14 protein-coding genes and 1 tRNA gene are annotated in these 17,378 nt (G+C 60.8%); 2 read left to right on the top strand and 13 right to left on the bottom strand.

The window, feature by feature from the left end; translation table 11 throughout:
• Nucleotides 1–47: 47 nt before the first annotated feature.
• Together AC1RMX_RS00330 and AC1RMX_RS00325 are read left to right on the top strand one after the other, a co-directional pair.
• On the top strand, nt 48–1,331 hold the full coding sequence (locus tag AC1RMX_RS00330) for an aspartate aminotransferase family protein (RefSeq protein ID WP_493070010.1): 1,284 nt from the start codon (nt 48–50) through the stop codon (nt 1,329–1,331).
• 206 nt (nt 1,332–1,537) lie between these two features.
• Nucleotides 1,538–1,696 (top strand): YqaE/Pmp3 family membrane protein, encoded by a 159-nt coding sequence (locus AC1RMX_RS00325; protein WP_003228885.1) that lies wholly within the window; start codon nt 1,538–1,540, stop codon nt 1,694–1,696.
• Nucleotides 1,697–1,699: 3 nt separating this feature from the next.
• Here AC1RMX_RS00325 and AC1RMX_RS00320 read toward each other — a convergent pair whose 3' ends face one another.
• From AC1RMX_RS00320 to AC1RMX_RS00260, 13 genes are all read right to left on the bottom strand, one after another.
• Complete coding sequence (locus tag AC1RMX_RS00320; RefSeq protein WP_493070008.1) at nt 1,700–3,508, bottom strand: S9 family peptidase; 1,809 nt, start codon at nt 3,506–3,508, stop codon at nt 1,700–1,702.
• Nucleotides 3,474–4,610, bottom strand: a complete 1,137-nt coding sequence (gene pqqE / locus AC1RMX_RS00315; protein WP_371807421.1) for a pyrroloquinoline quinone biosynthesis protein PqqE — start codon at nt 4,608–4,610, stop codon at nt 3,474–3,476. Before pqqE ends, AC1RMX_RS00320 begins: the two co-directional genes overlap by 35 nt.
• Nucleotides 4,611–4,617: 7 nt before the next feature.
• Nucleotides 4,618–4,893 (bottom strand): pyrroloquinoline quinone biosynthesis peptide chaperone PqqD, encoded by a 276-nt coding sequence (gene pqqD / locus AC1RMX_RS00310; protein ID WP_007959876.1) that lies wholly within the window; start codon nt 4,891–4,893, stop codon nt 4,618–4,620.
• Nucleotides 4,890–5,642, bottom strand: a complete 753-nt coding sequence (pqqC, locus tag AC1RMX_RS00305; protein WP_011336228.1) for a pyrroloquinoline-quinone synthase PqqC — start codon at nt 5,640–5,642, stop codon at nt 4,890–4,892. The genes pqqD and pqqC overlap by 4 nt, the downstream gene beginning before the upstream one ends.
• 21 nt (nt 5,643–5,663) lie before the next feature.
• Entirely contained in the window at nt 5,664–6,575 is a 912-nt protein-coding gene (pqqB, locus tag AC1RMX_RS00300; protein ID WP_493065745.1) for a pyrroloquinoline quinone biosynthesis protein PqqB, read from the bottom strand.
• An 84-nt stretch (nt 6,576–6,659) separates the two neighbouring features.
• Complete coding sequence (gene pqqA / locus AC1RMX_RS00295) at nt 6,660–6,734, bottom strand: pyrroloquinoline quinone precursor peptide PqqA (protein WP_003444522.1); 75 nt, start codon at nt 6,732–6,734, stop codon at nt 6,660–6,662.
• 159 nt (nt 6,735–6,893) lie between these two features.
• A complete protein-coding gene (pqqF, locus tag AC1RMX_RS00290; protein WP_493070006.1) occupies nt 6,894–9,320 on the bottom strand; it encodes a pyrroloquinoline quinone biosynthesis protein PqqF in 2,427 nt (808 codons plus the stop codon).
• Between the two features lie 38 nt (nt 9,321–9,358).
• Nucleotides 9,359–10,153 (bottom strand): carbon-nitrogen hydrolase family protein, encoded by a 795-nt coding sequence (locus AC1RMX_RS00285; RefSeq protein ID WP_493065747.1) that lies wholly within the window; start codon nt 10,151–10,153, stop codon nt 9,359–9,361.
• Nucleotides 10,154–10,165: 12 nt separating this feature from the next.
• A complete protein-coding gene (locus AC1RMX_RS00280; protein WP_493070004.1) occupies nt 10,166–11,848 on the bottom strand; it encodes a flavin monoamine oxidase family protein in 1,683 nt (560 codons plus the stop codon).
• A gap of 146 nt (nt 11,849–11,994) precedes the next feature.
• On the bottom strand, nt 11,995–12,456 hold the full coding sequence (locus AC1RMX_RS00275; protein ID WP_007959884.1) for an Lrp/AsnC family transcriptional regulator: 462 nt from the start codon (nt 12,454–12,456) through the stop codon (nt 11,995–11,997).
• Between the two features lie 308 nt (nt 12,457–12,764).
• Nucleotides 12,765–13,325, bottom strand: a complete 561-nt coding sequence (locus AC1RMX_RS00270; RefSeq protein ID WP_493070002.1) for a PBECR2 nuclease fold domain-containing protein — start codon at nt 13,323–13,325, stop codon at nt 12,765–12,767.
• Between the two features lie 203 nt (nt 13,326–13,528).
• Nucleotides 13,529–13,605 (bottom strand) — tRNA-Ile (locus AC1RMX_RS00265).
• 15 nt (nt 13,606–13,620) lie between these two features.
• Complete coding sequence (locus AC1RMX_RS00260; protein WP_493070000.1) at nt 13,621–17,367, bottom strand: EAL domain-containing protein; 3,747 nt, start codon at nt 17,365–17,367, stop codon at nt 13,621–13,623.
• Nucleotides 17,368–17,378 lie beyond the last annotated feature (11 nt).

Raw genomic sequence — 17,378 nt, 5'->3', positions numbered from 1 at the left:
AACGATTACATAGGCAGTTCAAAAAACCTCAATCGAGTTTTTTTTCAATGAATCTGTTCAGCCTGCGGCGCCAGACACCAAGCCTCGATGACCTGGCTTTTGAAACCCATGAATCGGACGCCGCTGATGGCCTGAATGCCGAGCGCCTGATGCCCAGCGTCGAACGCCCGCAACAGGTATTTGTTCGCGGCCAGGGTTCCTGGTTGTGGGACAGCAATGACCGCGCCTATCTGGACTTTTCCCAGGCCGGTGGCGCTAACAGCCTCGGTCACAGCCCTTCGGCACTGGTCAAAGCCATCGCCAGCCAGGCCCAGGCCTTGATCAATCCCGGCTTCAATCTGCACAATCGCGGCATGCTCAGCCTCGCCGAGCGTCTGTGTGCCAGTACCTCAAGCGATCAAGCATATTTGCTCAACAGTGGCAGCGAAGCCTGTGAAGCCGCAATCAAGCTGGCGCGTAAATGGGGTCAACTGCATCGCGGTGGTGCCTCGCGGATCATTGTCGCCAGACAAGGCTGCCACGGACGTAGTCTGGCGACGATTTCGGCGTCGGACAGTTGCAACCTGCACAATCGCTTTGCGCCGCTGCTGCCGGGCTTTGATCTGGTGCCGTTCAATGACCTGCCAGCGCTGCATGCAGCGGTCGATGCGCAGACCGTGGCGATCATGCTCGAACCGATCCAGAGCGATGCCGGTGTGATTCCAGCGACCGAGCATTACCTCAAGGGTGTTGAACGTCTGTGCCGTGAGTTGGGGATTCTGCTGATCCTTGACGAGGTGCAGACCGGCATCGGCCGCTGCGGCACCTTGCTCGCCGAACAATCCTACGGCGTGCGCGCCGATATCGTCGTGCTCGGCAAAGGCCTCGGCGGTGGCGTGCCACTGGCTGCATTGTTGGCGCGAGGCAAGGCCTGCTGTTTCGACTCCGGCGAGTTGGGCGGTACTCATCACGGCAACGCGCTGATGACCGCTGCAGGGCTGGTGGTGCTAGACAGCGTGCAGGACCGCGCATTCCTCGAACAGATCCGGGACAACGGCCGGCATCTGCGCGAAGGGCTCGCTCGTCTGGCGCATCGTTATGAACATGGCGAGTTGCGCGGGCAAGGGCTGTTTTGGGGACTGACCCTGTCGGAAGACTCTGCCGAGGCCGTCGTCAAAGCTGCGCTCCATGAAGGTTTGCTGCTCAACGCCCCGCAGGCCAACTGCCTGCGCTTCACCCCGGCGCTTACCGTCAGCAAGGCCAATATCGACGAGATGCTCCTGCGCTTGGCCCGTGCCTTTTCCCGGGTACGCACCGCGCAACTGCAATGCCGCAAAGGGATTGCCGTCTGACCTGAAGTTTCCCACCCGAATTCAAGAACCGTCTCGCGGTATAACGCACGCCCCACGCCTGATTCTTTTGGCGTGGGGCGTTTTTTTGTGGCCGGGTAATGGCATTCAAATGGCGAGATCGCGGGTTGTACTGAACCCTGACAAACGGCACAGGTCGATTAGCTTGTATGGCTCAGTCGAGCCAACCCCCAATCAGGAGCTGCCCCATGGACTTCATTCGAATCATCATCGCCATTCTGTTGCCGCCACTGGGTGTGTTTCTGCAGGTCGGGTTCGGCGGTGCGTTCTGGCTGAACATTCTGCTGACGCTGTGCGGTTACATCCCGGGGATCGTGCATGCGGTGTACATCATCGCCAAGCGCTGAGCTTCAGTCCGCCAGACCCATCACTCGCCGGTAGAAGCGCCACTCCTGCTCCAGCGCATGGGCCTGATTGACGGCCCGGCGGAAGCCGTGACGTTCGTCGGCGTAGTAATGCGCTTCGACCTCAATGCCGTTTTGCTCCAGAGCCGCGACCATGTCGCGGCTCTGTTGCGGCACGACCACGGCGTCCAGTTCACCCTGGAAGAAAATCACCGGTACGCGAATGTTGCCTGCGTGCAGCAACGGCGTGCGGGCCGCATAGCGTTCGGCATCTTGCTCGGGATCGCCGATCAGCCAGTCCAGATAATCGCCTTCGAACTTGTGTGTCGCGCGGCCCAGGGCGACCGGGTCACTGACGCCATACAGGCTGGCGCCGGCGCGGAACACGTGATGGAACGCCAGGGCACACAACGTTGTGTAGCCGCCGGCGCTGCCGCCACGGATGAATGCACGCTCGCCGTCGATCATGCCGCGTTCAGCCAGATAGGCCACCACTGCGCAGGCATCCTCGACATCCACCGCGCCCCAGCTCAGATGCAATGCTTGCCGATACTCCCGGCCGTAGCCGCTGCTGCCGCGGTAGTTGAGGTCGGCGACGGCGAAGCCGCGTTGCGCCCAGTACTGGATGCGCGGGTCGAGCATCGGGTAGCACGCTGACGTCGGGCCGCCGTGGATGAACACCACCAGCGGCGGTTTCTCATCGCCACTTGTGGACGGGTAAAAGAAGCCGTGCGCTTCACCCGAACCGCTGGGATAGCGCAGGGTTTGCGGGCGGCTGATGCGCTCGGCAGGCAGCGGTGCAATGCCGCCGGCCAGCACTTTCACTTCACGCGACTCGCGATCGATGGCGAGTACCGCTGAAGGGCTGATCGGTGAGGCGGCGATGCAGTAAATGAACTGATCATCGACAGCCAGATGACGGAAGCGACTGTAGTCGCCGGTGAAGTCTTCGCCGTTGAGTGCCAGACGACCAAAACCGCCTTCGCTCCAGCTCGCCAAAAAGTCTTCGTCGGTGGGCAGCCAGGTGCAGCCGCCGAGTTGCCATGGGGCCGGCGCGTGATCGGCCGGAGCGCAAGGTAACGGTTGCAAGCCGTCTGCAGACTCGCTCCACAGCTGCCAATATCCGTTACGGTCGGTCAGGCAGCCCAGTCGGCCATTGGCATCGAAGCGCGGTTGCTGGATCGACTCTTCAATCGTTTCACCGGCCACGCAACGTGGGGCAGAAAATCCATTACCTGTGCGCTCGGCGAGCATCAAACGGGTGGACGTCCACGGTTGATGCGGGCGGCTCCACTCGATCCACGCCAGGTGCTGACCATCCGGGCTGATGATTGGCGAGGCGTAGAAATCCGCGCCTTCAGCCAGCCTATGGCGGGCACCAGTCGCCAGATCGATGGCCACTAGCCGATGGCGATCACCGTTCTCTTCAACGGCCAGCACCTGCCCGTTGGCAAAGTGCAGATCACCGTATCGGCACTCGCCCGACGTCAGAACCTCGGGCTCTCCATCCAACGTCTGGCGATACAGCTGTTGATCCGCCTCGTTGACGAAAACCACTCCATCAGGCGTCAGACAAAACGCCCCACCACCATATTCGTACACCCGGCTGCGCACGCTGAAGCCCGCAGGCGTCAGACATTTCGCCGCGCCTTCGCGCCAGTGCCAGATCCGGCATGCGGCGTCTGCGGGGCGGTATTCATTCCAGAACAAGCCATGGGCACCGAGCTGCAATTCGGCGAAATCCACGCCGGCGGCAACCGCGGCAGTGGCGCTGAAAGGCTCAGCCTTTGGCGATGAGGCGCGAGTTTCGTTCATTGCGAAAGGCCAGTTGTTCGATGGTCTGGGTGGCGTGCTCGGCTTCTTCGCGGGCCTTGAGGATCACACCGTGATGTTCGGACTTGCTGCACACCGGGTCGGCATTGCTGGCATCGCCGGTGAGCATGAACGCCTGGCAGCGGCAGCCGCCAAAGTCCTGTTCCTTTTCGTCGCAGGAACGGCACGGCTCGGGCATCCAGTCATAACCACGAAAGCGGTTGAAACCGAACGAGTCATACCAGATGTGCTGCATGCTGTGGTCGCGCACATTGGGAAATTGTACCGGCAGCTGTCGGGCGCCATGACAGGGCAGGGCAGTGCCGTCCGGCGTGACCGTCAGAAACAGGCTGCCCCAGCCGTTCATGCAGGCTTTCGGGCGCTCCTCGTAGTAGTCCGGGGTGACGAAAATCAGCTTGCACGGATGCCCTTCGGCTTCCAGTTTGGCGCGGTATTCATTGGTGATGCGTTCGGCGCGGACCAGTTGTTCCTTGGTCGGCAACAGGCCGACACGATTGAGCTGCGCCCAGCCGTAGAACTGGCAGGTGGCGAGCTCGACGAAGTCCGCTTCGAGCGCGATGCACAGCTCGATGATGCGGTCGATCTTGTCGATGTTGTGCCGATGGGTGACAAAGTTAAGCACCATCGGATAGCCGTGTGCCTTCACGGCGCGGGCCATTTCCAGTTTCTGCGCGAAGGCCTTTTTCGAGCCGGCGAGCAGGTTGTTCACTTGCTCGTCGCTGGCCTGGAAACTGATCTGGATGTGGTCGAGCCCGGCTTTCTTGAAGTCGCTGATCTTCTGCTCGGTCAGGCCGATACCGGAGGTGATCAGGTTGGTGTAGAAACCCAACTGGCGCGCTTCACGAATCAGCTCGGCGAGGTCCTGGCGTACCAGCGGCTCGCCCCCGGAAAAGCCCAGTTGCGCCGCGCCCATCTCCCGCGCTTCGCGAAAAACCTTGATCCACTGCTCGGTGCTCAGCTCTTTGCCCTGCTCGGCGAAATCCAGCGGATTGGAGCAGTACGGGCATTGCAGCGGGCAGCGGTAAGTCAGCTCGGCGAGCAGCCACAGCGGCAGGCCGATTTCCGGTTTGGCCGGGACTTGCACCGATGACTCAGGCAAGTTCGATCCAGTGCTGCGCACGGGCAACCTCCATGAATTGCTCGATGTCGTCACCGAGCTCGGGCACGCCGGGGAACTGTCTGTCGAGTTCGGCGATGATCGCCGCGACATCCCGCTCACCGTCGATCAGACCGCCGATCAGCGCGGCGCTTTCATTGAGCTTGATCATGCCTTCCGGGTACAGCAGCACATGGCCTTTCTGCGCCGGTTCGTACTGGAAACGGTAGCCGGGACGCCAGGTCGGGGTCTTGCTGCGGTCGAAACTCATAAGGCGATTCCTTTATGCCAGACCCGTTGATCGGTGACGCTGTGATACGGCGGGCGGTTCAGTTCGTAGGCCATGCTCATGGCATCGAGCATGCTCCAAAGGATGTCCAGTTTGAACTGGAGAATTTCCAGCATGCGCTCCTGACCCTCGCGGGTCTTGTAGTGCTCCAGCGTGATCGCCAGACCATGCTCGACATCACGCCGGGCCTGACCGAGACGGGTGCGGAAATATTCGTAGCCGGCCGGGTCGATCCACGGGTAATGCTGCGGCCAGCTGTCGAGACGCGACTGGTGGATCTGCGGCGCGAACAGCTCGGTCAGAGAGCTGCTGGCGGCTTCCTGCCAACTGGCGCGGCGGGCGAAATTGACGTAGGCGTCGACCGCGAAGCGCACGCCGGGCAGCACCAGTTCCTGGGAGCGCAGTTGATCCGGATCGAGACCGACGGCCTGGCCGAGACGCAACCAGGCTTCGATACCGCCGTCTTCACCTGGGGCGCCGTCGTGGTCGAGCAGGCGCTGAATCCACTCGCGGCGGATCTCGCGATCCGGGCAGTTGGCGAGGATCGCCGCGTCTTTCAGGGGGATGTTCACCTGATAGTAGAAACGGTTGGCGACCCAGCCCTGGATCTGCTCGCGGGTGGCCCGGCCTTCATACATCGCCACGTGATACGGGTGATGAATGTGGTAATAGGCGCCCTTGGCGCGCAGGGCCGCTTCGAATTCGGCGGGGGACAGCGGGGTGTCGGTCATTGCGGTTCTCCGGGGCATTCGTTACAGGACAATGCTCATGCCGTCATACGCCACTTCAACATTGCGTCGCACCAGTTCCGCGCGCTCCGGGGAGTCTTCGTCGAGGATCGGGTTGGTGTTGTTGATGTGGATAAGCACCTTGCGCTGCTCGGGAAGCTGTTCCAGCACTTCGAGCATGCCGCCGGGGCCGTTCTGCGCCAGGTGGCCCATTTCGCGGCCGGTGCGGGTGCCGACGCCACGGCGCTGCATTTCATCGTCGTCCCACATCGTCCCGTCCACCAGCACGCAGTCGCTGCCGGCCATGATGTCCAGCAACGGCGCGTCGACCTTGCCCAGGCCCGGGGCATAGAACAGTTTGCCGCCGGTGCTGAGGTCTTCGACGATCAGGCCAATGTTGTCGCCCGGGTGCGGGTCGAAACGGTGTGGCGAATAGGGCGGTGCGGCGCTGCGCAACGGCAGCGGGGTGAAGCGCAGGTTCGGGCAGGCGGCGACGGTGAAGCTCTGGTCGAGTTCGATGCGGTTCCAGTCCAGCCCGCCGTTCCAGTGCTTGAGCATGGTGAACAACGGGAAACCGGTGCTCAGGTCTTCGTGGACCATATCCGTGCACCAGACCTGATGCGGGCAGCCTTCGCGCAGGCTGAGCAGGCCGGTGGTGTGGTCGATCTGGCTGTCCATCAGGATGATCGCGCTGATGCCGGTGTCACGCAGGGCTCGGCCCGGTTGCATCGGGGCGAAGCTCTGAAGCTGCGCGCGGATGTCCGGCGAGGCGTTGCACAGCACCCAGTTCACGCCGTCATCGGAGATGGCAATGGACGATTGGGTGCGGGCCTTGGCATTCAGGCTGCCGTCGCGAAAACCGGCGCAATTGACGCAGTTGCAGTTCCACTGCGGAAAACCGCCACCGGCGGCCGAACCCAGAATCTGGACGAACATGAACGCTCCATCATTTCAACGCTGAAAATAAAACGCCCCGGCGAGCCGAGGCGTTGCACTGCAGTGTTCTGCTTGAGGCAGGACTCAGCGGCTGGCGAAGTACATGGTGACTTCGAAGCCGATGCGCAGGTCGGTGTAAGCAGGTTTGGTCCAGGCCATCGGGTGACTCCTTTTTCAGGTGGGTGAGATAGCGCTATCCATAGGTATAGTCCACGGCAGCGCAGGGATGTTCCAAATAGTTAGGTGGCTATGTTACTCAAAATTTCAGGGGGTTGGCCCGTGAATCTTTGAGAAAGCTCCTTGCAGCCCCGGTAATGATCATTTTGCCGCTTGCCATGGCGAGCCCGGCGCAAGGTTGTTGGACAGGCCGTGCCAGCCGCTTTCGGCGCGGATCAGGCGTTGTGCAGCGGCCAGTAATGCCGGGCGATCCAGTTGAGCGATGGCGCAGCGCAGTTGTGCCAGATAATCCGACGAGTGGCCGGCGAGTCGGGCCTGCCACAGGAACTCGGCCGCATCTTTGCTGGACAGGGCGCTGTCATCGAACTGATCGGCAAGCGTCTGGTGTTGCTGGGTGAGGCTGGCGTCATCGAGTTGTTCGATCAGGGCTGGCAGGCCATCGAGAAACTGCTGAATGTGGTCGAGCAATTGCGCGGCGGTAGCCGAGGGCGATTGCACACCGAACAGCAATCCGCTCTGGCCATGAATCTGACGCAACCCGCTGAACACCGCGTAACCGAGTTGCAGTTCGACTCGCAGGCGTTGGTAGAAAGGTGTCTGGCACAGGTGCGCGAGCAGGCGCCACGCGGCTTCATCGGCGATTTCGTGGCTGGCGGTCGGGCAGAACAGCAGCAAGGCGTGTTCGCTGGAGTCGCTGTCGATTTGCTGCCACAGGTATTGGGCCTTAGGTGCCGAGGGGGTGCGCAATTGACTGTCCGGGATGCCGGGGATGCGACTCAGGGCCAGGCCCATGGCGGATTGAGTCTGTGGGTTGAGTCCCAGCGCCAGACCGTCCCAGCGGGAAGTTGTCCACAGGTGTGCGGCATCGTCAGACGTCGTTAGCGATTGCAGGTCGTGTTCGGGTAATGCCCTGAGCAATTGGCGAATCGGCATCAACGGTTCTTCCGGCTCACTTCGCGCGGAAACGGCATCAACTTGTGTCAGATGTTTCAGCGCATGCTCCAGGACGCCGGGCAATATGTCCTGCAGGCCGGTCACCTTCAACAACCACTGATTGCCCGTGGTGCTGAACGAAAGCTCGACCCCGGCCTGGCGTGCTTCATCCGACACTTCCCGCAGACTGCGTTGCAGTTTCGCTTGCAGGTCGGCCGTGGCCGCCGCTTCCATCTGCCAGCGCACATACACCGCACCTTCGTCAGCGTTATCCGGCAGCGCCTGGCTGAATTGCATTGGGGAGCGTTCGCGGCGGGTGCGCGAGCGATCCTGAGCAAACGTGCGCAGACCTCGGTGAGCGCTGGTCTGGCCACGGATCAGGCCGGCGTTGGCCAGTGGTTCGGCCGTACGCAGAAACGGGTTGGCAGCGGGCAAATGCCAGTGGCCGCTGAAGTTATCCACAGTGCCGATTTTGTCGAAGATCTCTTTGAGCGCCGCAACGGCCGATTCGGACAAGCCGCTTTCGAGTTGTTCGCTGTCGAGCCGCGCCAGATTCAGTGCGCCGCAGACTTGCTGCTGGCGTTGATGCAGCGCCGCATACTCCTCACGCAATACCGGCCAGTCCTGCTGTGCGGCGAAGAAACTCAGCCAATCCAGCCATTGCTCGCGAATGGCATCGAGTGACCCGCAAGGTGCAGTGAACTGAAGATGCAGCAAAGCCTGCCCTGCGAACTGGTACTGCACGCAGGCCTGCAAACCATTCGCGAGACCCTGCTGCTGCAAATGCGCGAGCAATCCACCGGGTTTGGCGCTGTTCAACCAGTGACAGAGAAACGCCAACGCTTCGGCCGACGACTCCGGCAGGTCCTCCAGCGCAAACAGCAGATTGCTGCGCCGCTCGCCGACCTGTTGATAACTTGTCTGTGGGTTGTCCATCAAGCGAGCTGGGGCTGCCTGTGCAGTTTTATCCCCAGCGGTCAGCGCGGCGGCAAACTGCTCGGCCAGCACTCGCAGCTCTTCAATGCTCTGCGGCCCGACCAGACTCAGGGTCATCTGCCCGGTGCGGTAAAACTGCTGATGGAAGTCTTTCAGTGCCTGCTGAAACTCCGCGTGTTCTACCGGCAGGCTGTCGCGGTTCCCTGCATGAAAGCCGCGCAACGGATGCTCTGCTGACAATCCCTCGAACAGCGCCTCTTGCTGCTGAGCTTTGGCGTCCTGGGACCACGCGACAAACTCTGCCTGCAACACTTCCCGTTCCCGCAACTGATCGTCCGGATTCATACGGGGATGGGTGAGCATGTCTGACAGACGCTCCAGCCCACCGTTGAAGGACGCTGGCGGCAACTCAAAGAAGAAATCGGTGGTGCGCTCGCGGGTGCTGGCATTCACCTGGCCGCCGTGACCTTGCACGTAGGCCATCAGCCCTTGGCTTGCAGGAAAGCGCTCGGTGCCGAGAAACAGCAAATGCTCAAGGAAATGCGCCAGCCCCGGCCACGCCAACGGCACGTCATGACTACCGGCAGCCACCCGCAACGCGGCGGCACTGCGCTTCAGGCCGGGCACGTGACGCAGGGTCACGCGCAAGCCGTTGGCCAGGGTTTCGGTGTGGGGGCGGGGATGAGTCGGCGCAGGCATGGGCACTTCCAGAACAGTGAAGTGCCAATGCTAGCGGATTAGCGCTTGTTGAGCGCGTCGTAAAGTTCGGGGCGGCGGTCGTTGAAGTAGCGGTTGGCGCTGCGGGAGTCGACCATCAACTGGCGATTGAGCTCACCGACGATCAAGGCTTCATCCAGTCCGGCCTGGGCGATGCGGCTGCCATCCGGCGCGGCAATGCTGCTTTGTCCGCAGTAATGGATGTCGCCTTCGTGGCCGCAGTAGTTGGCGTAAGCCACGTAGCACTGGTTTTCGAAAGCGCGGGAGCGCACGGAAACATCGGCAATGAAATCGAAAGGAATCATGTTCGCCGTCGGCACCAGAATCAGCTCGGCACCTTCAAGGGCCAGGCGCCGGGCGTTCTCCGGGAACTCCAGGTCGTAGCAGATCAGGAATCCGAGCTTCCAGCCGTTGAGTTCGACGATGGGAAACTCGCCATCGCCGGGGCTGAACATCGAACGATCCAGATCGCCGAACAGATGCGTCTTGCGGTAATTGCACAGGCGCTCGCCGTTCGAATCAATTAGCTGCACGGCGTTGTAGATTTGCCCATCCGCCGTGCGCTCAGGATACCCGTAGAGAATCGCCAGGCCGGCAGCCTTGGCGATCCGTCCGACTTGCTGCGCCCATTCACCGTTGTAGACCTCGGCCAACGTCGCGACCGCTTCTTTGCCGATGTTGTAGCCGGTCAGGAACATTTCCGGCACCACCAGCAGGTCGGCACCTTTGGCCTCCATCGCCAGTTGTTGCAGGCGCTGAAGGTTGGCGGCGGGTTCCAGAGGCAGCGGTGGGCATTGGTAAAGGGCTACACGCATCAGGGATTCCTCTTACTCGGGCAGGGCGATCGGGCCGATGTCGTTGAACACATCACCCGGACCGGGGTTCTCTTTATGTGTGGACCCGCCGAAGTGCTTCATGATTCCCCACACCGCGTTGAGCGAGGTCTGCACTGCGCCTTCAACCCACGCAGGCGTCCACGATACGTCGTCGCCGGCGATGAAAATCCCGCGCTGCTCCGCCGGCATGTCGTCCTGCATGAAATGCGCGTACATGCGCTGGTTGTAGCGATAGTGACCGGGCAGGGCACCCTTGAACGCGCCGAGGAAATGCGGGTCGGCTTCCCACGACACGGTGATCGGATCGCCGATGATCCGCGCGGCGATGTCGACTTTCGGGTAAATTTTCTTCAACGCATCCAGCGCCAGTTTCACGCGTTTTTCCACCGGGTGCGGGAGCATCTTCAGCGCGTCGCTCATCCACGAGTACGACAGGCAGATCACGCCCGGTTTGTCGTCGCCGTTGTCGAACAGGTAGGTGCCACGGGTCAGGCGATCGGTGAGGGTCATGCTCATCAGGTCGCGGCCGGTTTCCGGGTCCTTGTCCTTCCAGAACGGGCGGTCGACCATCACGAACGTCTTCGACGATTGCATGTAGCGAGTGCGGTCCAGCGCCATCCACATTTTTTGTGAGAACAGGCTTTCGTCGCATTCGATCTGGGTGGTCAGCAGCCAGCTCTGGCAGGTTGTCAGCACGGCGGCGTATTCGCGGGTGTCGCCATTGTTGTCGGTGACCGCGAAACGTCCGTCAGGTGCGTGGGCAATTTTCTTCACCCCGGAACGTGGCGCGCCATGGTGCAACGACTTGAGGCTAGTGCCTTGCGGCCAGTGAACGCAGCGCTCCGGCGCATGACGCCAGATGCCCTGCGGCACTTGTTCGACGCCGCCGACCACCAGGTGCTGGTGATCGTCGCAGTTGGTCATCACCACACGGAAGATTTCCAGCATCGAGTTGGGGAAGTCCGAGTCCCAGCCGCCGGTACCGAAACCGACCTGGCCGAACACTTCGCGGTGATGGAACGACAGTTTGGCGAAGGCTTTCGACGTGGCGACGAAGTCGTAGAACGTGCGGTCGTCCCACAGCGGCACCAGGGTGTTCCACAGCTCTTTGAGGCGTGGCACGTCGCGGTCGCGGATCGCTTGCTGGATGTCGGCGAACTGCGAACCGGCCTCCAGAGCATCGGCCCATGCGTCAGCCACTTCCTGGAACAGTGCAGGAAGATCCTTCAGGCTCTGTGCGTAGTGGGTTTTGCCTTCCAGGTCGATCACGGTGCTACCGGAGGCCGGCGTCAGCGGGTTGGGGAAAGGCTTGGTCTCCAGACCGAGTTTGTCGACGTAGTGATAGAAGGCGGTGGAAGACACCGGGAAGCGCATGCCGCCGAGCTCGGCGACGATGCCGTCAGTGCCGTTGAATGCTTGGGAACGCAAACGGCCGCCGAGCTTCGAGGCCTCATAAACGACGGGTTTCAAGCCCAGTTTCATCAGCTCGTAAGCCGCCACCAGACCTGCAATGCCGGCACCGACGATCGCCACTTCGGCGCCGTGATTGTGCTCGGGAATGCTGCCGAGACCGGCCGGGTGTTCGATCCAGTCGTCGAAGGCGAAAGGAAAGTCCGGGCCGAAAATGGTGATCGGTTTCTTACCGTCTGCAGGATGGCGATTGTTCTTGTTCATGGCTGACCTTGCTGGCGACCCGACGCAGGATGCGCGTCTGAGTATAGGAAAAGATGCCAGCCATTCTAGGGAGCGTAGAACACGTTAATAAGACGCAAAGTGTCGTCGTTTTGAGCGTTGGTGCTGCAATCTGACGAATATAATGATCAGACTGGATGTCCGCGATCAATTTTGCTGCTGAGGATGATCGAGGTCGTGGTCTTCTCCACGCCGTCTACGCTGCCGATCTGATCGAGAAGCTGATCGAGCTGTTCCGGCGAGTCCGTACGCAGCCACGCCACGTAATCAAATTCGCCACTCACTGCACACAATTGCTGCACCTGGGCCATCGCACTCAACCGCCGCAACACCTCTTTGCCGGAGCGCGGCTGCACCTTGATCCCGACATACGCCTGCAACCCGCCATCCACGACGCGTTGGCCCAGACGTACGCCGTAGCCGGTGATGACTTTGGCCTTTTCCAGTCGCGCCAGCCGCGAAGTTACGGTCGTGCGTGCGATGCCCAGTTGCCTGGCCAGCATTGCCACGCTTTCACGGGCGTTGATTTGCAGGGCAGCGATCAGCTGGCGGTCGATTTCATCAAGCACGGGTGGGCGGATGTCGGGCAAGGGCAGGCTCCAGCGGTACGGATCAATGGGGCTGCATGTTACAGGCTCGTCACGCGAGGCGCTTGTGGGCGCTGATTGAACGGCTGGGGTCAGGCAGTCGCTGGATCGGAGGATTTTACTGAAACAAAAGAACGGACAAATGATTTGACTTGCCTGCTGCCTTTATCAAAAATGGCCTCAAGAGCGCGAAATCCGCTGCCTTGCAGGGCTTCAGCGGACGTAGGTACCTCAGCGATGCTGCAACATCGGTGTAAGGTGAGACCTCTTCATCCCATTTCCTGAGGATGCCAATATCAGGATTCAAATACTCAAGGGGAGCCAACAGGCTCCCCTTTTTGTTTGTCCTGAAGAACGTATCTCTTGTAGAGAAGTTCGCCCTGGCGGTGCCTGTTCATAGCTCTTGCCGGGGCATGCATGAAGTTCCACAGGACGTGTCCGTGCCTGACATCCACCACGACGAGCATGTCATTCTTTGCCTCGTAGGCGTTGATGAAGGCTAGGCGGTATCCGCCGTTGTCGTACAGGATTCTCCAAATTTCAAAAGGCCCCGTCAGCGTATCAATGGCATGCCGAACGTAGCGCTCTCGTGAGTCAGCGCGTTTTTCGACGATGTGGGCGAGCTTGTCCCTCATCACCGCAACGTTTCCGATCGGCGTGAGGATGGTCACTGCCAGTAGCGCCTCGTCGATGAAGCCGAAGTGAGCCAGGAGAATCTTGAGGGCGCCTTGCGCATCGTCTGCCCTTTTTACCTCATCGATTACCGCTGACCGAAACTCCCTGGCCAGCGTTCGCAGGTCGGGCAAAGCTAAGTCGATCCATGTTTTTTGGCCACCTGCTTCTTTGACCAGTGGCGCAGCACTCATGAGCATGAAAGTAATCCTTGGCGGGCAGCGGCGCCCGGAGATTACTCGCTCGGAGAAAAGGCCAACAAGGCCGAAAACTGAGTAGAAACATAGCTTGGGAAATTACCTACAGACCTTGCGGTAGTCTTCCGAACATTGCGTTGTTGAATATCGTAATCGCCAAACGACAGGCGAAAAAAAGCCGCACATATGCGCGGCTTTTTCATGTTTGGTGGGCCCACACGGACTTGAACCGTGGACCAAAGGATTATGAGTCCTCTGCTCTAACCAACTGAGCTATAGGCCCTCAGTAGGCCGCGGATTATAGCGACGGTTTCTCGGCTGTGCTATCCGAAAAATCTGATACGGCTATGCGAAGAAACGTCGCGGCGAATTCCTCGGGTGGCAGCGGCAGGCTGACGATGTAGCCCTGGATCTGTTCACAGCCTTCGGCGGCGAGGAATTGTTGTTGGGCCTGGGTTTCCACGCCCTCGGCGATCACGGTGAATTGCATGCTGCGGCCCAGGGCGATGATGGCGCGGACAATCGCCGCGTCGTGCGGGTCGTCGGGCAGGCCGCGGACGAAAGACTGGTCGATCTTGAGGATGTCCAGCGGCAGGCGTTTGAGGTAGCTCAGCGAGGAGTAACCGGTGCCGAAGTCGTCGATGGCCAGTTGCACGCCGAGGTGTTTGAGTTGATGCAGCACCGCCAGGGCTTCTTCGGCCTGGCTCATGATGAAGTTTTCGGTAATTTCCAGTTGCAGTAAATCCGGCCTGAGGCGGTTGTCCTTGAGCAGTTGTTCGATGCGTCCCAGCAGGTTCGGCTGGCGCAGTTGTGCGCCGGCCAGGTTGACCGACAGTGGGCCCAGGGATTCGTAAATCTGGTTCCACTCGAACATCTGCCGGCAGGCGGTTTCCAGCACCCAGTCGCCGATTTGCAGGATCATGCCGTTCTCTTCCGCCAACGGTATGAAGTGCTCCGGAGGCACCTCGCCGAAGGTCGGGTGGCGCCAGCGGATCAGGGCTTCGGCGCCGACCAGAGAGTGATCGTCGAGGCTGATTTTCGGTTGGTAGTAGAGGTACAACTCCTCGCGTTCGATAGCCCGACGCAGCTCATGTTCCAACGCCACCCGCTCGCTGGCCTGGGCGGTGAGGTCGCGGGTGTAGCTTTCGACACGGTTGCGGCCCTTGGCCTTGGAGCGGTACATCGCCGCGTCGGCGTTCTTGATCAGGGTGGCGACGTCACAGCCGTCACGGGGATAAAGACTGGTGCCGATGCTGGCGCTGATGAAAAACTCATGCTCGCCCGCCTGGAACGGTGCGCCGAAGCAGTTCAGCAGTTTGGTGGCAATGTTGTCGGCATCACCGGCCTGTTGCAGGCCGGGCAGCAGGATGATGAATTCGTCGCCCCCCAGCCGCGCCACGGTATCGATATCGCGCAGTTGTTCTTTGAGGCGTACGGCGATGCCCTTGAGCAGCAGGTCGCCAACCGGGTGACCGAGGCTGTCGTTGATGTGCTTGAAGCGGTCGAGGTCGAGGAACAGCACTGCGCCGAGGCTGCCGTTTTCCTGCTGGCTGTTCAGCGCCATCTGCAGACGGCTTTCGAACAGCGTGCGATTCGGCAGGCCGGTCAGCGGATCGTGGTGGGCCTGGTAATCGAGTTTGGCCTGGGCATGCTTGAGGCTGGAGATGTCGGCGAATACCGCGACGAAGTGGGTGATGAACTTGTCGCGATTGCGCACGGCGCTGATGGTGAGCCAACTTGGGTACAGCTCGCCATTCTTGCGTCGGTTGGAAATCTCGCCTTGCCAGTGGCCTTCGTCCGTCAGCTGATGCCACATCGCCGCGTAAAACGCGCTGTCGTGCAGCCCTGAGGCCAGCAGGCGCGGGGTATGCCCGAGCGCCTCGCTTTCGCTGTAACCGGTGATTTCGGTAAACGCACGGTTCACCGCACTGATGTGCTGTTGAGTGTCGGTGATCAATACGCCTTCAGCGGTGCTCTCGAATACGGTGGCGGCCTGTTGCAGTTTTTCCTGCATCAGGTGGCGCTCGGTGATGTCCCGGGCGATGGTCAGCATGCAGTCTTCGTCGCCGATCGGCAGTGGACGGCTGGACACCTCGCAGAGGCGGATCTGCCCGTCACTGCGGCGGATGTGGCAGGTGAAATCGCGAACGAAACCGTCGCGGTGCAGCAGATCAAGCATCTGTTTACGTTCGTTGAGGTTGACCCAGATCCCCAGATCCAGCGCCGAGCGGTCCACCGACATGGCGCTGTTGAAACCGGTGATGCGGCTGAAACCTTCGTTGACCTCCAGCAGCAGGCCATCGCTCTGACGCGACAGCAGCAGTCCGTCCGGCGAGGCGTGGAAGGCCTTGGCGAACTTCTCTTCGGAGGTTTGCAGTTGTTGCTGGGTTTCCTTGAGCGGAGAAATGTCGCGCACCACCACGACCAGCGCCGGTGTGGTGTCGAGTTCGAATGGTTCGGCAGAAATCAGCCCGGTGAACACCTGGCCATTGTTGCGACGAAAGGGCATCTCCAGGTTACGGATGCTGCCAGCCTGCAGGCGCTGCAGCAGGCCAGGCCCGACGCCGGGAATGCCCCAGATGTTGAGTTCGGTGGCGGTCTGGCCGATGACTTCTTCGGCTTTCAGCCCGATCTGCTCTTCAAAGGCCTCGTTGACCTCCAGCAGGCAGCCGTCGGACAGCCGCGCAATCACCAGAATGTCCGGGCATTGCTGGAATACCGAGGCGAATTTCTGCTCTGACAGACGTAGCGCTTCTTCGGTGCGCTTGGTTTCGCTGATGTCGATCATCAGACCGCGCATCACCGGCTCGTGACCGTGTTCGATCAGGCTGACGATATCGCGCACCCACAAGCAACGGCCGTCAGCGGTGATCACCCGATAATCGAGGCTGTGATCGCGCCCGGCAAGGACTTCGTGATCGCAGAAGCTTTGCGCGCGGGTCAGGTCTGCCGGGTGGATGATGTTGCGCCAGAAGCCCGGTATCAGCCAGTGCGACAGTGGATAACCGAGCAGATCCTCGGCGTGGGGCGAAACGTAGCTGTAGGTGAAATCGCTGATTCGCGCTTCCCAGGCGATGGCCGACAGGCTCTCCACCAGTCCGCGATAGTGGTATTCGCTGCTGCGCAGTTCCTGCTCGAGGTCTATGCGTCGGGCAATTTCCGAGCTCAAGCGGCGGTTGATGCGGATCACCACGGCCAGGATGATCACCAGCAGCAATAGTCCTGGTAAACCGTAAACCAGCAGATCAGACCAGAATGTCCGATGATCGAGGACGTTGCCTACCCAGTGTTCCTGAATGCTGCTGATTTCTTCCGGGGACATGTCGGCCAGCACTTTATCCAGGATGCTCACCAGCATTTTCTTGTCCCGTGGCACCCCCATGGCCAGTTGATAGCGATAGGGGGTTTCGCCGCTGACATACAGCCCGTCGAGCTTGAGCTGGCGCAGGCTCCAGACGCTGGAGGCCAGATCGCCGACCACCGCGTCTACTTCATCTGTGGCCAGGGCCTGAAGGGTCGAGCTGACATTGGGCATGGCGACCAGGTTCAGGTCGGGATGGTGCGTGCGCAGCAGTTCGTGAGGGGCATAGTTTTCGACAACGGCGATCTTCAGCCCGTACAGATCCTCGATCTTGCGCGGTTGCGGGCCGCCGACGTGGGCGAGGATGACGATCGGAAAGTCGAGGTAGGGGCGGGTGAAAGCCAGGTAATTCTGGCGTTCCGGGGTGGACATGATGCCCGGCAGCAAATCGATTGTGCCGTTTTTGGCCTGTTCGAGCACCACCGTCCAGCTCACGGGCTCGATCGGTGTCAGTTTGATCGCCAGGCGCTGACGGATCACATCGATATAGTCCGCCGCCAGGCCCTGATAACGGTTCTGGTCGTCCCGGAACTCAAATGGCGGCCACGATGCATCGACACCCAGGCGCAAGTCCGGGTGAGCCGCCAGCCAGCTACGTTCTTCATCGGTCAGAGTCAGCGCGTCAGCCGTTGCGGTCCAGATCATCAGTGACAGCAAAAAAAGCACGGACGCCAGTCTGGGCATAACGGTCTCGT

It is taken from the genome of Pseudomonas sp. GW822-FHT03F04 (assembly GCF_058801405.1).
Note: the sequence above shows the minus strand (reverse complement) of the source record. Positions and strands in the feature narration are given on the sequence as shown.